General features: G+C 68.8%; 12 protein-coding genes. 9 read left to right on the top strand and 3 right to left on the bottom strand.

The window, feature by feature from the left end:
* The first annotated feature begins 6 nt into the window (after positions 1-6).
* The 8 genes from D1369_RS09465 (at position 7) to D1369_RS09430 (ending at position 10570) form a co-directional block, all read left to right on the top strand.
* Complete coding sequence (locus D1369_RS09465) at positions 7-933, top strand: sugar ABC transporter permease (RefSeq protein WP_007385381.1); 927 nt, start codon at positions 7-9, stop codon at positions 931-933.
* A 4-nt stretch (positions 934-937) separates the two neighbouring features.
* Positions 938-1855, top strand: a complete 918-nt coding sequence (locus tag D1369_RS09460; RefSeq protein ID WP_007385382.1) for a carbohydrate ABC transporter permease — start codon at positions 938-940, stop codon at positions 1853-1855.
* Between the two features lie 194 nt (positions 1856-2049).
* Positions 2050-3249: an ROK family transcriptional regulator gene (locus tag D1369_RS09455; protein ID WP_037901697.1), complete on the top strand. Its 1200-nt coding sequence runs from the start codon at positions 2050-2052 to the stop codon at positions 3247-3249.
* Positions 3250-3382: 133 nt separating this feature from the next.
* Positions 3383-4474 carry a substrate-binding domain-containing protein gene (locus tag D1369_RS09450; protein ID WP_037903757.1) on the top strand — a complete coding sequence of 364 codons (1092 nt, stop codon included), beginning with the start codon at positions 3383-3385 and terminating at the stop codon, positions 4472-4474.
* A gap of 289 nt (positions 4475-4763) precedes the next feature.
* Positions 4764-5555, top strand: a complete 792-nt coding sequence (locus tag D1369_RS09445; RefSeq protein ID WP_082319483.1) for an ATP-binding cassette domain-containing protein — start codon at positions 4764-4766, stop codon at positions 5553-5555.
* A complete protein-coding gene (locus D1369_RS09440; RefSeq protein ID WP_007385386.1) occupies positions 5552-6868 on the top strand; it encodes an ABC transporter permease in 1317 nt (438 codons plus the stop codon). Before D1369_RS09445 ends, D1369_RS09440 begins: the two co-directional genes overlap by 4 nt.
* 135 nt (positions 6869-7003) lie before the next feature.
* Entirely contained in the window at positions 7004-8923 is a 1920-nt protein-coding gene (dxs, locus tag D1369_RS09435; RefSeq protein ID WP_007385387.1) for a 1-deoxy-D-xylulose-5-phosphate synthase, read from the top strand.
* Positions 8924-9070: 147 nt separating this feature from the next.
* Positions 9071-10570, top strand: coding sequence for an amino acid permease (locus tag D1369_RS09430; RefSeq protein WP_007385388.1), 1500 nt, complete (start codon positions 9071-9073; stop codon positions 10568-10570).
* A gap of 192 nt (positions 10571-10762) precedes the next feature.
* Here D1369_RS09430 and D1369_RS09425 read toward each other — a convergent pair whose 3' ends face one another.
* Complete coding sequence (locus D1369_RS09425; protein WP_007385389.1) at positions 10763-11128, bottom strand: hypothetical protein; 366 nt, start codon at positions 11126-11128, stop codon at positions 10763-10765.
* A 70-nt stretch (positions 11129-11198) separates the two neighbouring features.
* On the opposite strand from D1369_RS09425, the gene D1369_RS09420 reads away from it, so the two are divergent.
* Positions 11199-12227, top strand: a complete 1029-nt coding sequence (locus D1369_RS09420; protein ID WP_007385390.1) for a hypothetical protein — start codon at positions 11199-11201, stop codon at positions 12225-12227.
* An 82-nt stretch (positions 12228-12309) separates the two neighbouring features.
* Here the strand turns inward: D1369_RS09420 and D1369_RS09415 are convergent, their stop codons facing one another.
* Both D1369_RS09415 and D1369_RS09410 read right to left on the bottom strand, forming a co-directional pair.
* A complete protein-coding gene (locus D1369_RS09415; protein WP_007385391.1) occupies positions 12310-14436 on the bottom strand; it encodes a 3-hydroxyacyl-CoA dehydrogenase NAD-binding domain-containing protein in 2127 nt (708 codons plus the stop codon).
* On the bottom strand, positions 14433-15659 hold the full coding sequence (locus D1369_RS09410) for an acetyl-CoA C-acyltransferase (protein WP_007385392.1): 1227 nt from the start codon (positions 15657-15659) through the stop codon (positions 14433-14435). The genes D1369_RS09415 and D1369_RS09410 overlap by 4 nt, the downstream gene beginning before the upstream one ends.
* Between the last annotated feature and the right edge of the window lie 57 nt (positions 15660-15716).

Raw genomic sequence — 15716 nt, 5'->3', positions numbered from 1 at the left:
GCAGCGATGCAGCACGGCAAGTACCGGTTCATCGTGGGGTTTCTGGCGCTGCCCCTGGGACTGTACGCGCTATTCGTGGTCTGGCCGTTCATCCAGTCCATCTACTACTCGTTCACGGACTGGACCGGCCTGAGCCCCGAATTCAAGATGGTCGGCCTGGACAACTACCGGAGGATGCTGGACGACGAGATCTTCTGGAAGTCCTTGCAGCACAGCTTGATCTTCGCGCTCGTGCTGCCGCTGGTGACGATCAGCCTGGCACTGTTCTTCTCCTTCATGATCAATGTCGGCGGACGTCACAGAAGGGGAGGCCCGGTCGTCACCGGTGTCCGGGGCTCCTCCTTCTACAAGATCGTGTACTTCTTCCCGCAGGTCCTCTCCATCGCGATCGTCGCCCTGTTGTTCGCCTTCGCGTACAACCCGGACAGCGGTGCCATCAACTCGGTCCTGCGGGGCATCGGGCTCGACAGCGTCCAGCCGCTGTGGCTGGGGGACCCGGACCTCGCCCTGTGGGCCGTGATGGCGGTCCTCGTGTGGTCCACGGTCGGTTTCTTCGTGGTCCTGTTCAGCGCCGGTATGGCCTCCATCCCGGCGGATCTGTACGAGGCCGCGCTGCTCGACGGGGCGGGGCGGGCCACCACGTTCTTCCGGATGACCCTGCCGCTGCTGTGGGACACCGTGCAGTCCGGCTGGATCTACATGGGCATCCTGGCCCTTGGCGCCGAGTCGTTCGCGGTCGTACAGATCATGACGACCGGGCCCGGCGGTCCCGACTACTCGACCACCGTCATGGTCCTGTACGTGTACCAGAAGGCGTTCCGTGACGGGCAGGCCGCCTACGCCACCACGATCGGCGTCGCCCTGCTCCTCGTCACGCTGGCGTTCGCCGCCCTGGTGATGCGGCTGGGCCGGCGCGAGCGGCTGGAGTACTGATCCGATGAAGACGACCGAAACCCCCGTACCGGCCGAGTCCGGTGCTCCCGTCGCCAAGACCGACCTCCATGACCGGCCGCCCCGGAAGGAGAAGAAGGAGGGCGGTGTCCTCAACGTCTTTTCGCACGGCGTCCTGGTCATATGGGCGTTCATGGTCGTGATGCCGCTGCTGTGGGCGGTGATGACGTCCTTCAAGGACGACAGCTCCATCTTCAACTCGCCCTGGGCGCTGCCGGACAAGCTGCACTTCGACAACTGGGCGCGGGCCTGGACCGACGCCAACATGAGCGACTACTTCCTCAACACCGTTCTGGTGGTGGCGGGTTCACTCATCGGCACTCTGGTCCTCGGTTCGATGGCGGCGTACGTGCTGGCCCGGTTCGACTTCCCGGGCAACCGGTTCATCTACTTCCTGTTCATCGGCGGCATGAGTTTCCCGATCATGCTGGCGCTGGTCCCGCTGTTCTACGTCGTGAACAACATGGGCCTGCTGAACACCATCCACGGGCTGATCCTGGTCTACATCGCCTACTCGCTGCCCTTCACGGTCTTCTTCCTGACCGCGTTCTTCCGCACGCTGCCCACCTCGGTGGCGGAGGCGGCCTTCGTGGACGGGGCCTCGCACACGAGGACGTTCTTCCAGATCATGCTGCCGATGGCCAAGCCGGGCCTGATCAGCGTGGGGATCTTCAACTTCCTGGGCCAGTGGAACCAGTACATGCTGCCCACGGTGCTCAACACCGACCCGGACAAACGGGTGCTGACCCAGGGGCTGGTCCAACTCGCGGCCAGCCAGGGCTACAAGGGCGACTGGTCGGGCCTGTTCGCGGGCCTGGTCATGGCGATGCTCCCGGTCCTCGCGGCCTACATCGTCTTCCAGCGACAGGTGGTGGCCGGGCTGACGGCGGGCGCCCTGAAGTAGATCTCGGGCCGCCCGCGCGGGCGTCACCCCTTCAAGATCCGGATCTTGAGCGGGCGGCGCCCCTTCGGCATGGGCAAGAGCGCGGATAGTGTTCAACCTCTTGACGGGAGGCGACCCGAACGGCTCAGCTTAGAGTTCACTAGTTGGACATAGACGGGGCCTCATTGGTGCGGTCCCGCGCGCAGGAGGTCGTCGTGGAGACTCCGGGGTCGCAGTCGTCACTGCATCGGGCCAACCTGGAACGGGTCGTCCGAGCCGTCCGGCTGGCCGGGTCGCTCACGCAGGCGGAGATCGCACGGACCACGGGACTGTCCGCCGCGACCGTCTCCAACATCGTCCGTGAGCTCAAGGACGGCGGAACCGTCGAGGTCACGCCCACGTCGGCGGGTGGCAGGCGGGCCCGCGCGGTCTCCCTGAGCGGAGACGCCGGCATCGTCATAGGGGTGGACTTCGGACACACCCATTTGCGCGTCGCGGTCGGGAACCTCGCCCACCAGGTGCTCGCCGAGGAGTCCGAGCCGCTGGACGTGGACGCCTCCTCCACCCAGGGCTTCGACCGGGCGGAACAGCTGGTCAACCGGCTGATCGAGGCGACCGGGGTGGACCGTACGAAGATCGCCGGGGTGGGCCTCGGCGTGCCCGGCCCGATCGACCTGGAATCCGGCTCCCTGGGCTCCTCCGCCATCCTGCCGGGCTGGATCGGCACCAAGCCCGCCGAGGAGCTCGGGGGGCGCCTCGGCGTGCCTGTTCACGTGGACAACGACGCGAACCTGGGCGCCCTCGGTGAACTCGTCTGGGGGAGCGGCCGGGGAGTGCGCGATCTGGCGTACATCAAGGTCGCGAGCGGTGTGGGCGCCGGTCTGGTGATCAGCGGCAAGATCTACCGTGGCCCAGGTGGCACAGCGGGAGAAATCGGGCATATTACTCTTGATGAGTCCGGCCCCGTCTGCCGTTGCGGCAACCGCGGCTGCCTGGAGACCTTCGCGGCCGCGCGCTATGTGCTTCCGCTGCTCCAGTCCAGCCACGGCACCGATCTCACCATGGAAGGCGTAGTTCGACTCGCACGGGACGGAGATCCTGGCTGCCGTCGGGTGATCGCCGACGTCGGCCGACACATCGGCAGTGGAGTCGCCAATCTCTGCAACTTGCTGAACCCGAGCCGAGTCGTCCTGGGCGGTGATCTCGCCGAGGCCGGTGAGCTGGTGCTCGGTCCGATCCGGGAGTCGGTCGGCCGCTATGCGATCCCCAGTGCGGCCCGTCAACTGTCCGTGCTTCCAGGGGCACTTGGCGGACGTGCGGAGGTGCTCGGAGCACTCGCCCTCGCCCTCAGCGAGATGGGTGATTCGACCCTTTTGGACAGCACGTTGCACGCAGCGACACCTGCCTTCACTTAGAGAACGCAGGACGCCGTTGCCATCTCGTTAAGTATTTACTTCTTGACGTCGCACGTGTGGCCGAGTTGACTTCCAGCCACCTCGGCCGCAACGACGCGGCCTCGTCAGGGAGGTTTCTCAAGTGAACACGCTCATGCGTCGTGCCGCCGTGTCCGTTGCGATCTCGGCGCTCGCCGTCTCGGTCGCCGCCTGCGGCAAGGCCGGCGACGACAACAGCGGCAGCGACAGCAGCAGCTCCGGGTCCGGCGGCAAGTCGATCGGTCTGCTCCTGCCCGACAACGTCACCGCGCGGTACGAGAAGTTCGACAAGCCGTACTTCGTGGCCAAGGTCAAGGAGCTGTGCAGCGACTGCACCGTCTCCTACGCCAACGCCGCGGCCGACCCGGCCAAGCAGGCCCAGCAGATGAGCAGCATGGTCACCAAGGGCGTCAAGGTGATCGTGGTCTCGGCGCAGGACTCCGCCGCCATCAAGTCCTCCATCGCCTCCGCGGTGAGCAAGGGCGTCAAGGTCGTCGCGTACGACCGTCTGGCCCAGGGCCCGGTCTCCGCGTACGTCTCCTTCGACAACGTCAAGGTCGGCCAGCTCCAGGGCCAGGCCCTGCTGGACGCCCTCGGCTCCAAGGCGACGCCGAAGTCCAAGGTCGTCATGATCAACGGTGACGACGCCGACCCGAACGCCGGCCAGTTCAAGGAAGGCGCGCACAAGGTCCTCGACGGCAAGGTCGACATCGCCTACGAGCAGTCCGGCCTGTGGAAGGACACGGTCGCCGCGCAGAAGATGTCCGCGGCCATCACCCAGCTGGGCGCCAAGAACATCGCGGGCGTCTACGCCGCCAACGACGGCATGGCCGGTGGTATCGCCAACACCCTCAAGGGCGCGGGCATCAGCACCATCCCGCTGACCGGTCAGGACGCCGAGCTCGCGGCCATCCAGCGGATCGTCGCCGGCACCCAGTCCGCCACGGTCTACAAGGCCTACAAGCCGGAGGCCGACACCGCCGCCGAGCTCGCGGTCAACCTGCTGCAGGGCAAGGACATCAAGTCCCTGGCCGACACCACGGTGACCAGCGGTTCCGGCGACAAGGTCCAGGCGAAGCTGCTGACCCCGGTCTCGGTGACCGTCAAGAACATCAAGGACACGGTCGTCAAGGACGGTCTGTACACCGTCGCCGACATCTGCACCGCGGACTACGCCGCCGCGTGCAAGAAGGCCGGCCTTCAGTAAAGAGCCGCTGAGCCCCGGGGCGCGTCCTTCGACGGGCCGCCCCGAGGCAGGCACCAAGCCTGTCCGGCGCCCGCACCGCCTTCATACCCCGCTGCGGGGCGGGCGCCGGACGGAAGCATGACGGACGCAACCGTTGCCAAGAGGCACCGGTCGCGCGCATGTTCGACTAGTAAATCCGTGCTTACGGCACAACTCGTCAGTCGAGTGCTACGAGCCTGAGTGCCACGAGCGCAACCCCTCCGCGCCTTACCCCAAGCGCGGCATCCCCGCCGGTCAGGCGGCGAAGGAGATGGTTCACGTGTCCGCTACGCCCGTGCTGGCGTTGCGCGGAGTCTCCAAGCGATTCGGTGCGGTGCAGGCCCTCACCGATGTCGAACTGGAGGTCCACGCCGGAGAAGTCGTCGCCCTGGTCGGCGACAACGGCGCCGGAAAGTCCACGCTGGTCAAGACGATCGCCGGTGTCCACCCCATCGATGAGGGCGTCATCGAGTGGGACGGCAACCCGGTCAGCATCAACAGGCCGCACGACGCCCAGGGACTCGGCGTCGCGACGGTCTACCAGGACCTCGCCCTGTGCGACAACCTCGACGTGGTCGGCAACCTCTACCTCGGACGCGAGCTGCTGCGCCGTGGTGTGATCGACGAGGTCACGATGGAGCAGAAGGCGCGCGAGCTGCTGAACACGCTCTCCATCCGCATCCCGAGTGTGCGCATCCCGATCGCGAGCCTCTCCGGCGGTCAGCGTCAGGTCGTCGCCATCGCGCGCGCCCTGATCGGCGACCCCAAGGTCGTGATCCTCGACGAGCCCACCGCCGCCCTCGGTGTCGAGCAGACCGCACAGGTCCTCGACCTCGTCGAGCGGCTGCGCGAGCGCAACCTCGGCGTCATCCTCATCAGCCACAACATGGCCGACGTGAAGGCAGTCGCCGACACCGTCGCCGTGCTGCGGCTGGGCAGGAACAACGGTTCCTTCTCGGTGAAGGACACCAGTCAGGAAGAAATCATCTCCGCGATCACGGGTGCCACGGACAACGCCGTGACCCGTCGTGCGGGACGTCGCAGCGCGGAGGCGGCAAAGTGAGCGACACCTCGAAGGTTTCCAAGGCGGACACGGAGACGCAGACCACGGTCGCCCCCGCCGACGACCCCACCGCGGCACCGGTCTCGGTGGTCGACCCCCGGCTGCTGGTCCGCGAAGAGGGCTTCAAGGGCTACTGGACCGAGTTCACCCGCAAGGTCAAGGGCGGTGAACTGGGCTCGCTGCCCGTGGTGGTCGGACTGATCGTCATCTGGGCGATCTTCCAGTTCAAGAACGACCGCTTCCTGAGCGCCGACAACGTCTCCAACATCAGCTACTACCTGTCGGCCACCGGCATGATCGCCATCGGCCTGGTGTTCGTGCTGCTGCTCGGCGAGATCGACCTGTCGGTCGGTTCCGTCAGCGGCCTGGCCTCCACCCTGTTCGCGGTGTGGGTGGTCAACCACGGCATGAACGTCTGGCTGGCGCTGCTCCTGGCGATCGTCACCGGTGTCGCCATCGGCTCCCTGCACGGCTGGTTCTTCGCCAAGGTCGGCGTACCGGCGTTCGTCGTCACCCTGGCCGGTCTGCTCGGCTGGAACGGCCTGATGCTGTGGCTGCTGGGCTCCAGCGGCACCATCAACATCCCGTCCGACTCGGGTCCGATCCACCTGTTCGGCCAGAGCTCGTTCTTCATGGACCAGGCGATCGTCGGCGCGTACCTGCTGGCCGGCCTCGCCGTCGTGCTGACCCTGGTCGGCAACTTCAGCGAGCAGCGGCGCCGCAAGGCCGCCGGCGTGCCCTTCCGGCCCACCGTCGAGATCCTGGTCCGCGTCGGCGCGCTCGCCATCGCGTCCTTCCTGGCCGCCGCCGTGCTCAACAACGCGGCCGGTGTCTCCAACTCGCTGGTGATCTTCCTGGCGGCCCTGGTGGTCGTCGACTTCGTGCTCCGCCGCACCACGTACGGCCGTCAGGTCTTCGCGGTGGGCGGCGGCATCGAGGCCGCGCGCCGTGCCGGTATCAACGTGCCGATGGTCCGTATCACCGTGTTCGCCATCTCCGGCGGTTTCGCGGCGATCGGCGGTATGTTCTTCGCCGGTCAGACCGCGAGCGCGACGCTCAGCGCCGGTGGCGGCAACACCCTGATGCTCGCCATCGCGGCGGCCGTCATCGGCGGTACGAGCCTGTTCGGCGGCCGCGGTTCGGTGTGGTCGGCCCTCCTGGGCATGCTGGTCATCCAGTCCATCACGACCGGTCTCGACCTGCTGAACATGAACGCCTCGATCCAGTACATGATCACCGGCGGTGTTCTGCTGGGCGCGGTCGTCATCGACTCGGTGTCGCGAAGGTCTCAGAAGGCCTCGGGCCGCGGATAACACCGCAGGGGACAGCCCCTCCCGGTCGACGGTCCTGCCCGGCACCCACGAGGTGCCGGGCAGGACTGTTCTCGTGGAACATTAGACTCGACCCCGCCCGGCAAAGCTCGATCAGCTCTAAGCAAGGAGGCACGGGTGCCGCTGCTGACCCGTATCAGGGGACCGCGTGATCTGGACCGGCTCAGCCTCGAGGAGCTGGACCAGCTGGCGGAGGAGATCAGGAGCTTCCTCGTCGGCGCGGTCTCCAAGACCGGCGGCCACCTCGGCCCCAACCTCGGTGTGGTCGAGCTGACCATCGCGCTGCACCGGGTCTTCGACTCGCCGAAGGACCGGGTGCTCTTCGACACCGGCCACCAGGCGTACGTGCACAAACTGCTCACCGGCCGCCAGGACTTCTCGAAGCTGCGCTCCAAGGGCGGGCTGTCCGGCTACCCCTCGCGCGCCGAGTCCGAGCACGACGTCATCGAGAACAGCCACGCCTCGACCGTCCTCGGCTGGGCCGACGGGCTCGCCAAGGCCAACCAGGTGCTCGAACGCGACGACCACGTCGTCGCCGTCATCGGTGACGGCGCCCTGACCGGCGGTATGGCCTGGGAGGCGCTGAACAACATCGCCGACGCCAAGGACCGGCCCCTGGTCATCGTCGTCAACGACAACGAGCGCTCCTACTCGCCGACCATCGGCGGCCTCGCGAACCACCTGGCGACCCTGCGCACCACCGACGGCTACGAGCGCTTCCTGGCCCGCGGCAAGGACCTCCTGGAGCGCACCCCGGTCGTCGGCCGGCCCCTCTACGAGACCCTGCACGGCGCCAAGAAGGGCCTCAAGGACTTCATCGCGCCCCAGGGCATGTTCGAGGACCTCGGCCTGAAGTACGTCGGCCCCATCGACGGCCACGACATCGAGGCGCTGGAGTCGGCGCTGGCCCGCGCCAAGCGGTTCGGCGGCCCGGTCATCGTGCACTGCCTCACCGAGAAGGGCCGCGGCTACGAGCCCGCCGAGCAGGACGAGGCCGACCGTTTCCACGGCATCGGCCCCATCCACCCCGACACCGGCCTGCCCATCAAGGCTGCCGCCGCCAGCTGGACCTCCGTCTTCGGCGACGAGATGGTCAAGCTGGGCCGGGAGCGGAAGGACATCGTCGCCATCACCGCGGCCATGCTCCAGCCGGTCGGCCTGAAGAAGTTCGCGGACACCTTCCCGGACCGCATCTACGACGTCGGCATCGCCGAGCAGCACGCGGCCGTCTCCGCGGCGGGCCTCGCGACGGGCGGCCTGCACCCCGTGTTCGCCGTCTACGCCACCTTCCTCAACCGCGCCTTCGACCAGGTCCTCATGGACGTCGCCCTGCACAAGTGCGGCGTGACCTTCGTGCTCGACCGGGCCGGGGTCACCGGCGACGACGGCGCCTCGCACAACGGCATGTGGGACATGTCGATGCTCCAGGTCATCCCGACGCTGCGGCTCGCCGCCCCGCGCGACGCCGAGCAATTGCGCGCCCAGCTGCGCGAGGCCGTCCAGGTCGACGACGCGCCGACCGTGCTGCGCTACTCCAAGGGCGTCGTCGGCCCCGCCGTACCCGCCGTGGGCACCGTCGGCTCCATGGACGTGCTGCGCGAGCCGGGCACGGACACGCCCGACGTGCTCCTCGTCTCCGTCGGCGCCCTCGCCCCCATGTGCCTGGAGATCGCCGGTCTGCTCGACAAGCAGGGCATCTCCACCACCGTCGTCGACCCGCGCTGGGTCAAGCCCGTCGACGAGGCCATGGCCCCGCTCGCGGAGCGGCACCGCGTGGTCGTCACCGTCGAGGACAACTCCCGCGTCGGCGGTGTCGGCTCGGCGATCGCACAGGCCCTGCGCGACGCGGGCGTCGACGTCCCGCTGCGCGACTTCGGCATCCCGCCGCGCTTCCTCGACCACGCCTCCCGCGCCGAGATCATGGCGGAGATCGGGCTGACCGCGCCCGACATCGCCCGCCAGGTCACGGGCCTCGTCTCGAAGCTGGACGGCCGGTACGACAACGCCCCGGCCGAGGCGCAGCCCGCCCGCGACTAGCGCCTTCGGAACTCGGCCGAACGGGCCGGTCACACCACTCTTGACAGTGGTGTGACCGGCCCGTTCGCGTGAATCCGCCCGTGCCGGGGCATACGACCTACGCCCCCTCTCGATCATGTCGAGGACGACACAGCGTGGGAGGTCCCCGTGAGCAGCACCCTCTTCCGGACGAAGAAGGTCGAGCAGTCCATCCTCGACACCGAGGAGCCAGAGCACGCGCTCAAGAAGTCCTTGTCCGCGCTGGATCTGACCGTCTTCGGTGTCGGTGTCATCATCGGCACCGGCATCTTCGTCCTGACCGGCACCGTCGCCAAGAACAACGCAGGACCGGCGGTCGCCCTGGCCTTCGTCGTGGCCGGCGTCGTCTGCGCGCTCGCCGCGCTCTGCTACGCCGAGTTCGCCTCCACCGTCCCGGTGGCCGGATCGGCGTACACCTTCGCCTACGCCTCCCTCGGTGAACTGCCCGCCTGGATCATCGGCTGGGACCTGGTCCTGGAGTTCGCGCTGGGCACGGCGGTGGTGTCCGTCGGCTGGTCCGGCTACATCGCCTCCCTGCTGGACAACGCGGGCTGGCATCTGCCGGCCGCGCTCGGCAGCCGCGACGGGGCCCACGGCTTCGGCTTCGACATCCTCGCCGCCGCGCTCGTCCTGGTGCTCACCGCCATCCTCGTGCTCGGCACCAAGCTCTCCGCGCGCGTGACCTCGATCGTCGTCGCCGTCAAGGTGACGGTCGTGTTGACCGTGATCATCGCGGGCGCCTTCTTCGTCAAGGGCGACCACTACGACCCGTTCATCCCGAAGGCCCAGGAAGTGCCGGCCGGTGACAGTCTCCAGTCGCCGCTGATCCAGCTGATGTTCGGCTGGGCGCCCTCCAACTTCGGTGTGATGGGCATCTTCACCGCCGCCTCCGTCGTCTTCTTCGCCTTCATCGGCTTCGACGTGGTCGCCACGGCCGCCGAGGAGACCAGGAACCCGCAGCGCGACATGCCCCGCGGCATCCTCGGCTCCCTCCTCATCTGCACGACCCTCTACGTGGCCGTGTCGATCGTCGTGACGGGCATGCAGAAGTACACGGACCTGTCCATCACGGCCCCGCTCGCGGACGCCTTCAAGGCCACCGGCCACCCCTGGTTCGCGGGCTTCATCAGCTTCGGCGCCGCGGTCGGCCTGACGACGGTGTGCATGATCCTGCTGCTGGGCCAGACCCGGGTCTTCTTCGCGATGAGCCGCGACGGACTGCTGCCCACGTTCTTCTCCCACGTCCACCCGAAGTTCCGGACCCCGCACCGGCCGACCATCCTGCTCGGCGTGATCATCGCGATCGTCGCCGGCTTCACGCCCCTGAGCGAACTCGCCGAACTGGTCAACATCGGCACCCTGTTCGCCTTCGTGGTCGTCGCCATCGGCGTGATCATCCTCCGCAGGTCCCGCCCCGACCTGCCCCGTGCCTTCCGCACCCCGTGGGTGCCGGTCATCCCGATCCTGTCGGTGGCGGCCTCCCTCTGGCTGATGCTCAACCTGCCGGCCGAGACCTGGCTGCGGTTCGCGATCTGGATGGTGATCGGGTTCGCCGTGTACTTCCTCTACGGCCGGAGCCACAGCCGTCTCGGACAGCGCATGGCGGCGACGGCAGACAACAGGGAGTAGCGCATACGTTCCACCTCTCCGGCCCCATGTGTCCTGCTCACCCAGGAGATATGGGGCCGCCCGTCCTTCACGCGCCCCCCGCACCTCTGGAGGGGGGCCAGAGCACGTACCCAAGGGGCGCGGGGAACGGCGCGACCAGCCCCCACCGGCCCGCAGCCGCGACACGGCACAGCGCGGCACATCGGAAGGCGCTCAGGGACGAACCGTCCGCGGCCCCGCCACCTCCGCCCCCAACTCCCCGACTCGCCGCCGGAGTTCACGGTCCGCCGTCACCACCAGTACGGGCCGCTCACCCGCCTCCGCCACCAACTCGACCATATGGTCGTCCCCGCTCCCCGGAGCCGACTCGACCCGAACCCCCGGCACCGACTCCACCCCCCGAGCCGCCCCCTCCACCACCAGCACGATCTCCACCGCCCCGGGCCGCCCCGGCACCCCGTCCGCCGCCAGCCGGTCCCGCAACCGCTCCGCCGCCCCCCGACGGTCCCGCCACCACCCGTCCGGCACCGAGCCGACGACGTTCGCGGCATCCACGACGACCAACAGCACGTCACTCATGCCCTCAGCGTCCCACGACCGGCCCACCCGAGGACGGCGCCGGCCGCCCGATTAGAGTGGAGCCGTGTCAATGGTCCGTACAGTGAACGGCGACTGGCTCATCCGCGCCCGCGACGGCCGACTCGGCGTCTACGCCATCCGTGACGAGGCGGTGTGGTGCAGGGCCGAGCGCCGCCCGGGCGGCGACACCTGGCTGCCATGGCGCAAGGTCGGCGGCGACCAGCGCCTGCACCCCGTCCTCGCCGTGGGACACGGCGCCGACGGCTACGCACACCTCGTCTCCTGGCGGCCCACCAAGGCCCAGGAGGCAGGCCTGGTGCACTCCACGCACTTCCGCGTCCACCTCGCCGCCCTCGACTGGAGCCCGGTCGGCCACCCCGACAAGGCCGGTGCGCGTACCGGCACACCCGCCGTGGCCGTCGACGCGGAGGGCAGGGCCCATGTCTTCGTCCGCAACCGCGGCGGCAGCGTGCGCGCCCTCATCCAGAAGGAGCGCGGCGGCTGGAACGCCTGGGCCGACCTCAAGGGGACCGACGTGCACGAGCAACTGACCGCCGTGACGGGGGAGTCGGGCCGGATCGAGTTGTACGGCAGCAACCAGGCCGGCATCCTGCGCTGGCGCCAGGAGGAGGCGGGCGCGCCTCTCGTCCCGGCCGACTCGCTGCCGGTGCGCGTCGAGCCGGGCACGCTCAGCGCCCTGCCCACCTCCAAGGAACACACCACCCTGTTCTTCGCGGACCGCGAGGGCATGCTCTACGCCTGGCGTCCGGGCACCGAGCCCACCCCACTGCCGGCGGCGGCCGGGCCCGGCCCGGCGGCCCTGCTGCGCTGCACCCTGGAGGGCCACGACTGCACGCTGCTCGCCCAGCGTTCGGCCTCCGGCCGGGTCGCCTTCGCCGCCTGTCCGGCGGAGCAGGAGTCGGCGGGCCTGTGGTGGACGGAGTCCGGACCGCAGTTGCCGGCGGACACGGCCGTCGCCCTCGCCGAGGACGCCGACGGCCGGGTCGTCGCGGCGACGGTGACCCCCGACGGAGAGCTCAGGATCGCCCGGCAGAAGGACGAGCCGGGACTGGCCCTGGCGGCCTGGCAGGAGGTCTGAGGGCCCACCCGCCCCCGTCCGGTCCGTGGTGAACGGCAAAGGGCCCCCGCCGAAGCGGAGGCCCTCTTCAGCTGCCTGGGTGTTACGCCGGAACCGACGCCACGCCCGGAGCCAGGAACTTCTTGCCGTTCACGCGCTCGGAGACACCCTCGCGGTCCAGGTACGGCGTGATGCCGCCCAGGTGGAAGGGCCAGCCGGCGCCCGTGATCAGGCAGAGGTCGATGTCCTGCGCCTCGGCGACGACACCCTCGTCGAGCATGAGCCCGATCTCCTGGGCGACGGCGTCCAGGACGCGCTCACGGACCTGCTCCTCGGACAGGACGACATCGCCCTGCTTGAGGAGTGCGGCGACCTCGGGGTCGAGCTCGGGCTTGCCGCTGTCGTAGACGTAGAAGCCGCGCTTGCCCGCCTTGACGACGGCCGCGAGGTTCGGGGAGACCGTGAAGCGGTCCGGGAAGGCCCGGTTGAGGGTCTCCGAGACGTGCAGACCGATCGCGGGACCGACCAGCTCCAGGAGGACGAGCGGGGACATCGGCAGGCCCAGGGGCTCCACCGCCTTCTCCGCCACGGCGACCGGGGTGCCCTCGTCGATGACGTTCTGGATCTCGCCCATGAAGCGGGTGAGGATGCGGTTCACGACGAACGCCGGGGCGTCCTTCACCAGAACCGCCGTCTTCTTCAGCTTCTTGGCGACGGCGAAGGCGGTCGCCAGCGAGGCGTCGTCGGTCTGCTCGCCGCGGACGATCTCAAGCAGCGGGAGGATCGCGACCGGGTTGAAGAAGTGGAAGCCCACGACCCGCTCGGGGTTCTTCAGCTTCGACGCCATCTCCGAGACGGAGAGCGAGGAGGTGTTGGTGGCGAGGATCGCGTGCGCCGGGGCGACCGCCTCGACCTCCGCGAACACCTGCTGCTTGACGCCGATCTCCTCGAACACGGCCTCGATGATGAAGTCCGCGTCGGAGAAGCCCTCCGCCTTGTCCAGCACACCGGTGACCAGGGCCTTGAGGCGGTTGGCCTTGTCCTGGTTGATACGGCCCTTGCCGAGCAGCTTCTCGATCTCGGCGTGGACGTAGCCCACACCCTTGTCGACGCGCTCCTGGTCGATGTCGGTCAGCACGACCGGCACCTCCAGGCGGCGCAGGAAGAGCAGCGCGAGCTGGGAGGCCATCAGACCGGCGCCGACGACACCGACCTTGGTGACCGGGCGGGCCAGGTTCTTGTCCGGGGCGCCCGCGGGACGCTTGCCGCGCTTCTGCACCAGGTTGAACGCGTAGATGCCGGAGCGCAGTTCGCCACCCATGATCAGGTCGGCGAGGGCCTGGTCCTCGGCGTCGTAGCCCTGCTGGAGGTCGCCGTTCTTGGCGGCCTGGATGATGTCCAGGGCGCGGTAGGCGGCCGGAGCGGCCCCGTGCACCTTCGAGTCCGCGATGAAACGGCCCTTGGCGACGGCCTGGTCCCAGGCCTCACCGCGGTCGATCACCGGGCGCTCGATGACGATCTCGCCCTTGAGGACGGACGCCGTCCACAGCAGGGACTGCTCCAGGAAGTCCGCGCCCTCGAACAGCGCGTCGGCGATGCCCAGTTCGTAGACCTGGGCGCCTCCCAGCTGCTTGTTCTGGTTGAGGCTGTTCTCGATGATGACCGAGACGGCCTTCTCGGCGCCGATCAGGTTCGGCAGCAGGGTGCAGCCGCCCCAGCCGGGCACCAGGCCGAGGAAGACCTCGGGGAGCGAGAACGCGGGCAGAGCAGCGGAGACCGTGCGGTAGGCGCAGTGCAGACCGACCTCGACGCCACCGCCCATCGCGGCACCGTTGTAGTACGCGAAGGTCGGCACCGCGATGCCCGCGAGGCGCTTGAAGACCTCGTGGCCGCCCTTGCCGATGGCGAGCGCGTCCTTGTGCTCCTTGAGGAGCTCGACGCCCTTGAGGTCGGCGCCGACGGCGAAGATGAACGGCTTGCCGGTGATGCCGACACCGACGATCTCGCCGGCCGACGCCTCCTTCTCCACCTGGTCGATGGCGGTGTTCAGGTTCGCCAGCGACGCCGGGCCGAAGGTGGTCGGCTTGGTGTGGTCGAAGCCGTTGTCCAGCGTGATGAGCGCGAAGCGGCCCGCGTTGAACGGCAGGTCCAGGTGGCGTACGTGCGCCTGGGTGACTACCTCGTCCGGGAACAGCTCGGCCGCACCCTTCAAAAGCTCCGTGGTGCTCACTTGCTGCCTCCGGCGTCCTTGTGGTTCGGGTTCTCCCAGATGACCGTCGCGCCCATGCCGAAGCCGACGCACATGGTGGTCAGGCCGTAGCGGACCTCGGGCTGCTCCTCGAACTGGCGGGCCAGCTGCGTCATCAGACGCACACCCGAGGAGGCCAGCGGGTGGCCGAAGGCGATGGCGCCGCCGTACTGGTTGACGCGCTCGTCGTCGTCCGCGATGCCGTAGTGCTCCAGGAAGGCGAGGACCTGGACCGCGAAGGCCTCGTTGACCTCGAACAGACCGATGTCGGAGATCGACAGACCCGCCTGCGCGAGGGCCTTCTCGGTGGCCGGGATCGGGCCGTAGCCCATGACCTCCGGCTCGACGCCCGCGAAGGAGTAAGCGACCAGGCGCATCTTCACCGGCAGGTCGTTCTCGCGGGCGAAGTCCTCGGAGGCGATGAGGGAGGCGGTGGCGCCGTCGTTCAGACCGGCCGCGTTACCGGCGGTGACCCGGCCGTGGACGCGGAACGGGGTCTTCAGCCCGAACAGGTTCTCCAGGGTGGTGCCCGGACGCATCGGCTCGTCGGCGGTCACGAGGCCCCAGCCGGTCTCACCGGCCTCGGGGTTGGTGCGGCGCACCGAGATCGGCACCAGGTCGGCCTGGATCTTGCCGTTGGCGTACGCCTTGGCGGCCTTCTCCTGGGAGCGCACGGCGTACTCGTCGGCGCGCTGCTTGGTGATCGTCGGGTACCGGTCGTGCAGGTTCTCGGCGGTCATGCCCATGAACAGGGCGGACTCGTCGACCAGCTTCTCGCTCACGAACCGCGGGTTCGGGTCCACGCCCTCGCCCATGGGGTGGCGGCCCATGTGCTCGACACCGCCGGCGATGGCGATGTCGTACGCCCCGAAGGCGACCGAACCGGCCACCGTGGTGACGGCGGTCAGCGCACCGGCACACATGCGGTCGATGGAGTAACCGGGCACGGACTGCGGCAGACCGGCGAGGATCCCGGCGGTACGGCCGATGGTGAGCCCCTGGTCACCGATCTGCGTGGTCGCGGCGATGGCGACCTCGTCGATCTTCTTGGGGTCGAGACCCGGGTTGCGGCGCAGCAGCTCCCGGATCGCCTTCACGACGAGGTCGTCGGCACGGGTCTCGTGGTAGATACCCTTCGGGCCCGCCTTGCCGAACGGGGTGCGGACGCCGTCGACGAAGACGACGTCCCTGACGGTACGAGGCACGATGGCTCTCCTCCAGATGCGGGATCTGCACTGCCGCGCTGCGCTGAGCGCGCGCTC

Origin of the sequence: Streptomyces sp. CC0208 (genome assembly GCF_003443735.1) — a bacterium.
GTDB lineage: Bacteria > Actinomycetota > Actinomycetes > Streptomycetales > Streptomycetaceae > Streptomyces > Streptomyces sviceus.
The sequence above is the reverse complement of the archived record's forward strand: the minus strand, read 5'-3'. Positions and strand labels throughout refer to the sequence as shown.

What these genes read in the sequence shown, in the direction of transcription:
- D1369_RS09425 (WP_007385389.1), bottom strand. Translation starts at nt 11,128, where the DNA reads ATGAGTGACGTGCTGTTGGTCGTCGTGGATGCCGCGAACGTCGTCGGC.
- D1369_RS09445 (WP_082319483.1), top strand. Translation starts at nt 4,764, where the DNA reads ATGGTTCACGTGTCCGCTACGCCCGTGCTGGCGTTGCGCGGAGTCTCC.
- D1369_RS09420 (WP_007385390.1), top strand. Translation starts at nt 11,199, where the DNA reads ATGGTCCGTACAGTGAACGGCGACTGGCTCATCCGCGCCCGCGACGGC.
- D1369_RS09465 (WP_007385381.1), top strand. Translation starts at nt 7, where the DNA reads ATGCAGCACGGCAAGTACCGGTTCATCGTGGGGTTTCTGGCGCTGCCC.
- D1369_RS09460 (WP_007385382.1), top strand. Translation starts at nt 938, where the DNA reads ATGAAGACGACCGAAACCCCCGTACCGGCCGAGTCCGGTGCTCCCGTC.
- D1369_RS09450 (WP_037903757.1), top strand. Translation starts at nt 3,383, where the DNA reads ATGCGTCGTGCCGCCGTGTCCGTTGCGATCTCGGCGCTCGCCGTCTCG.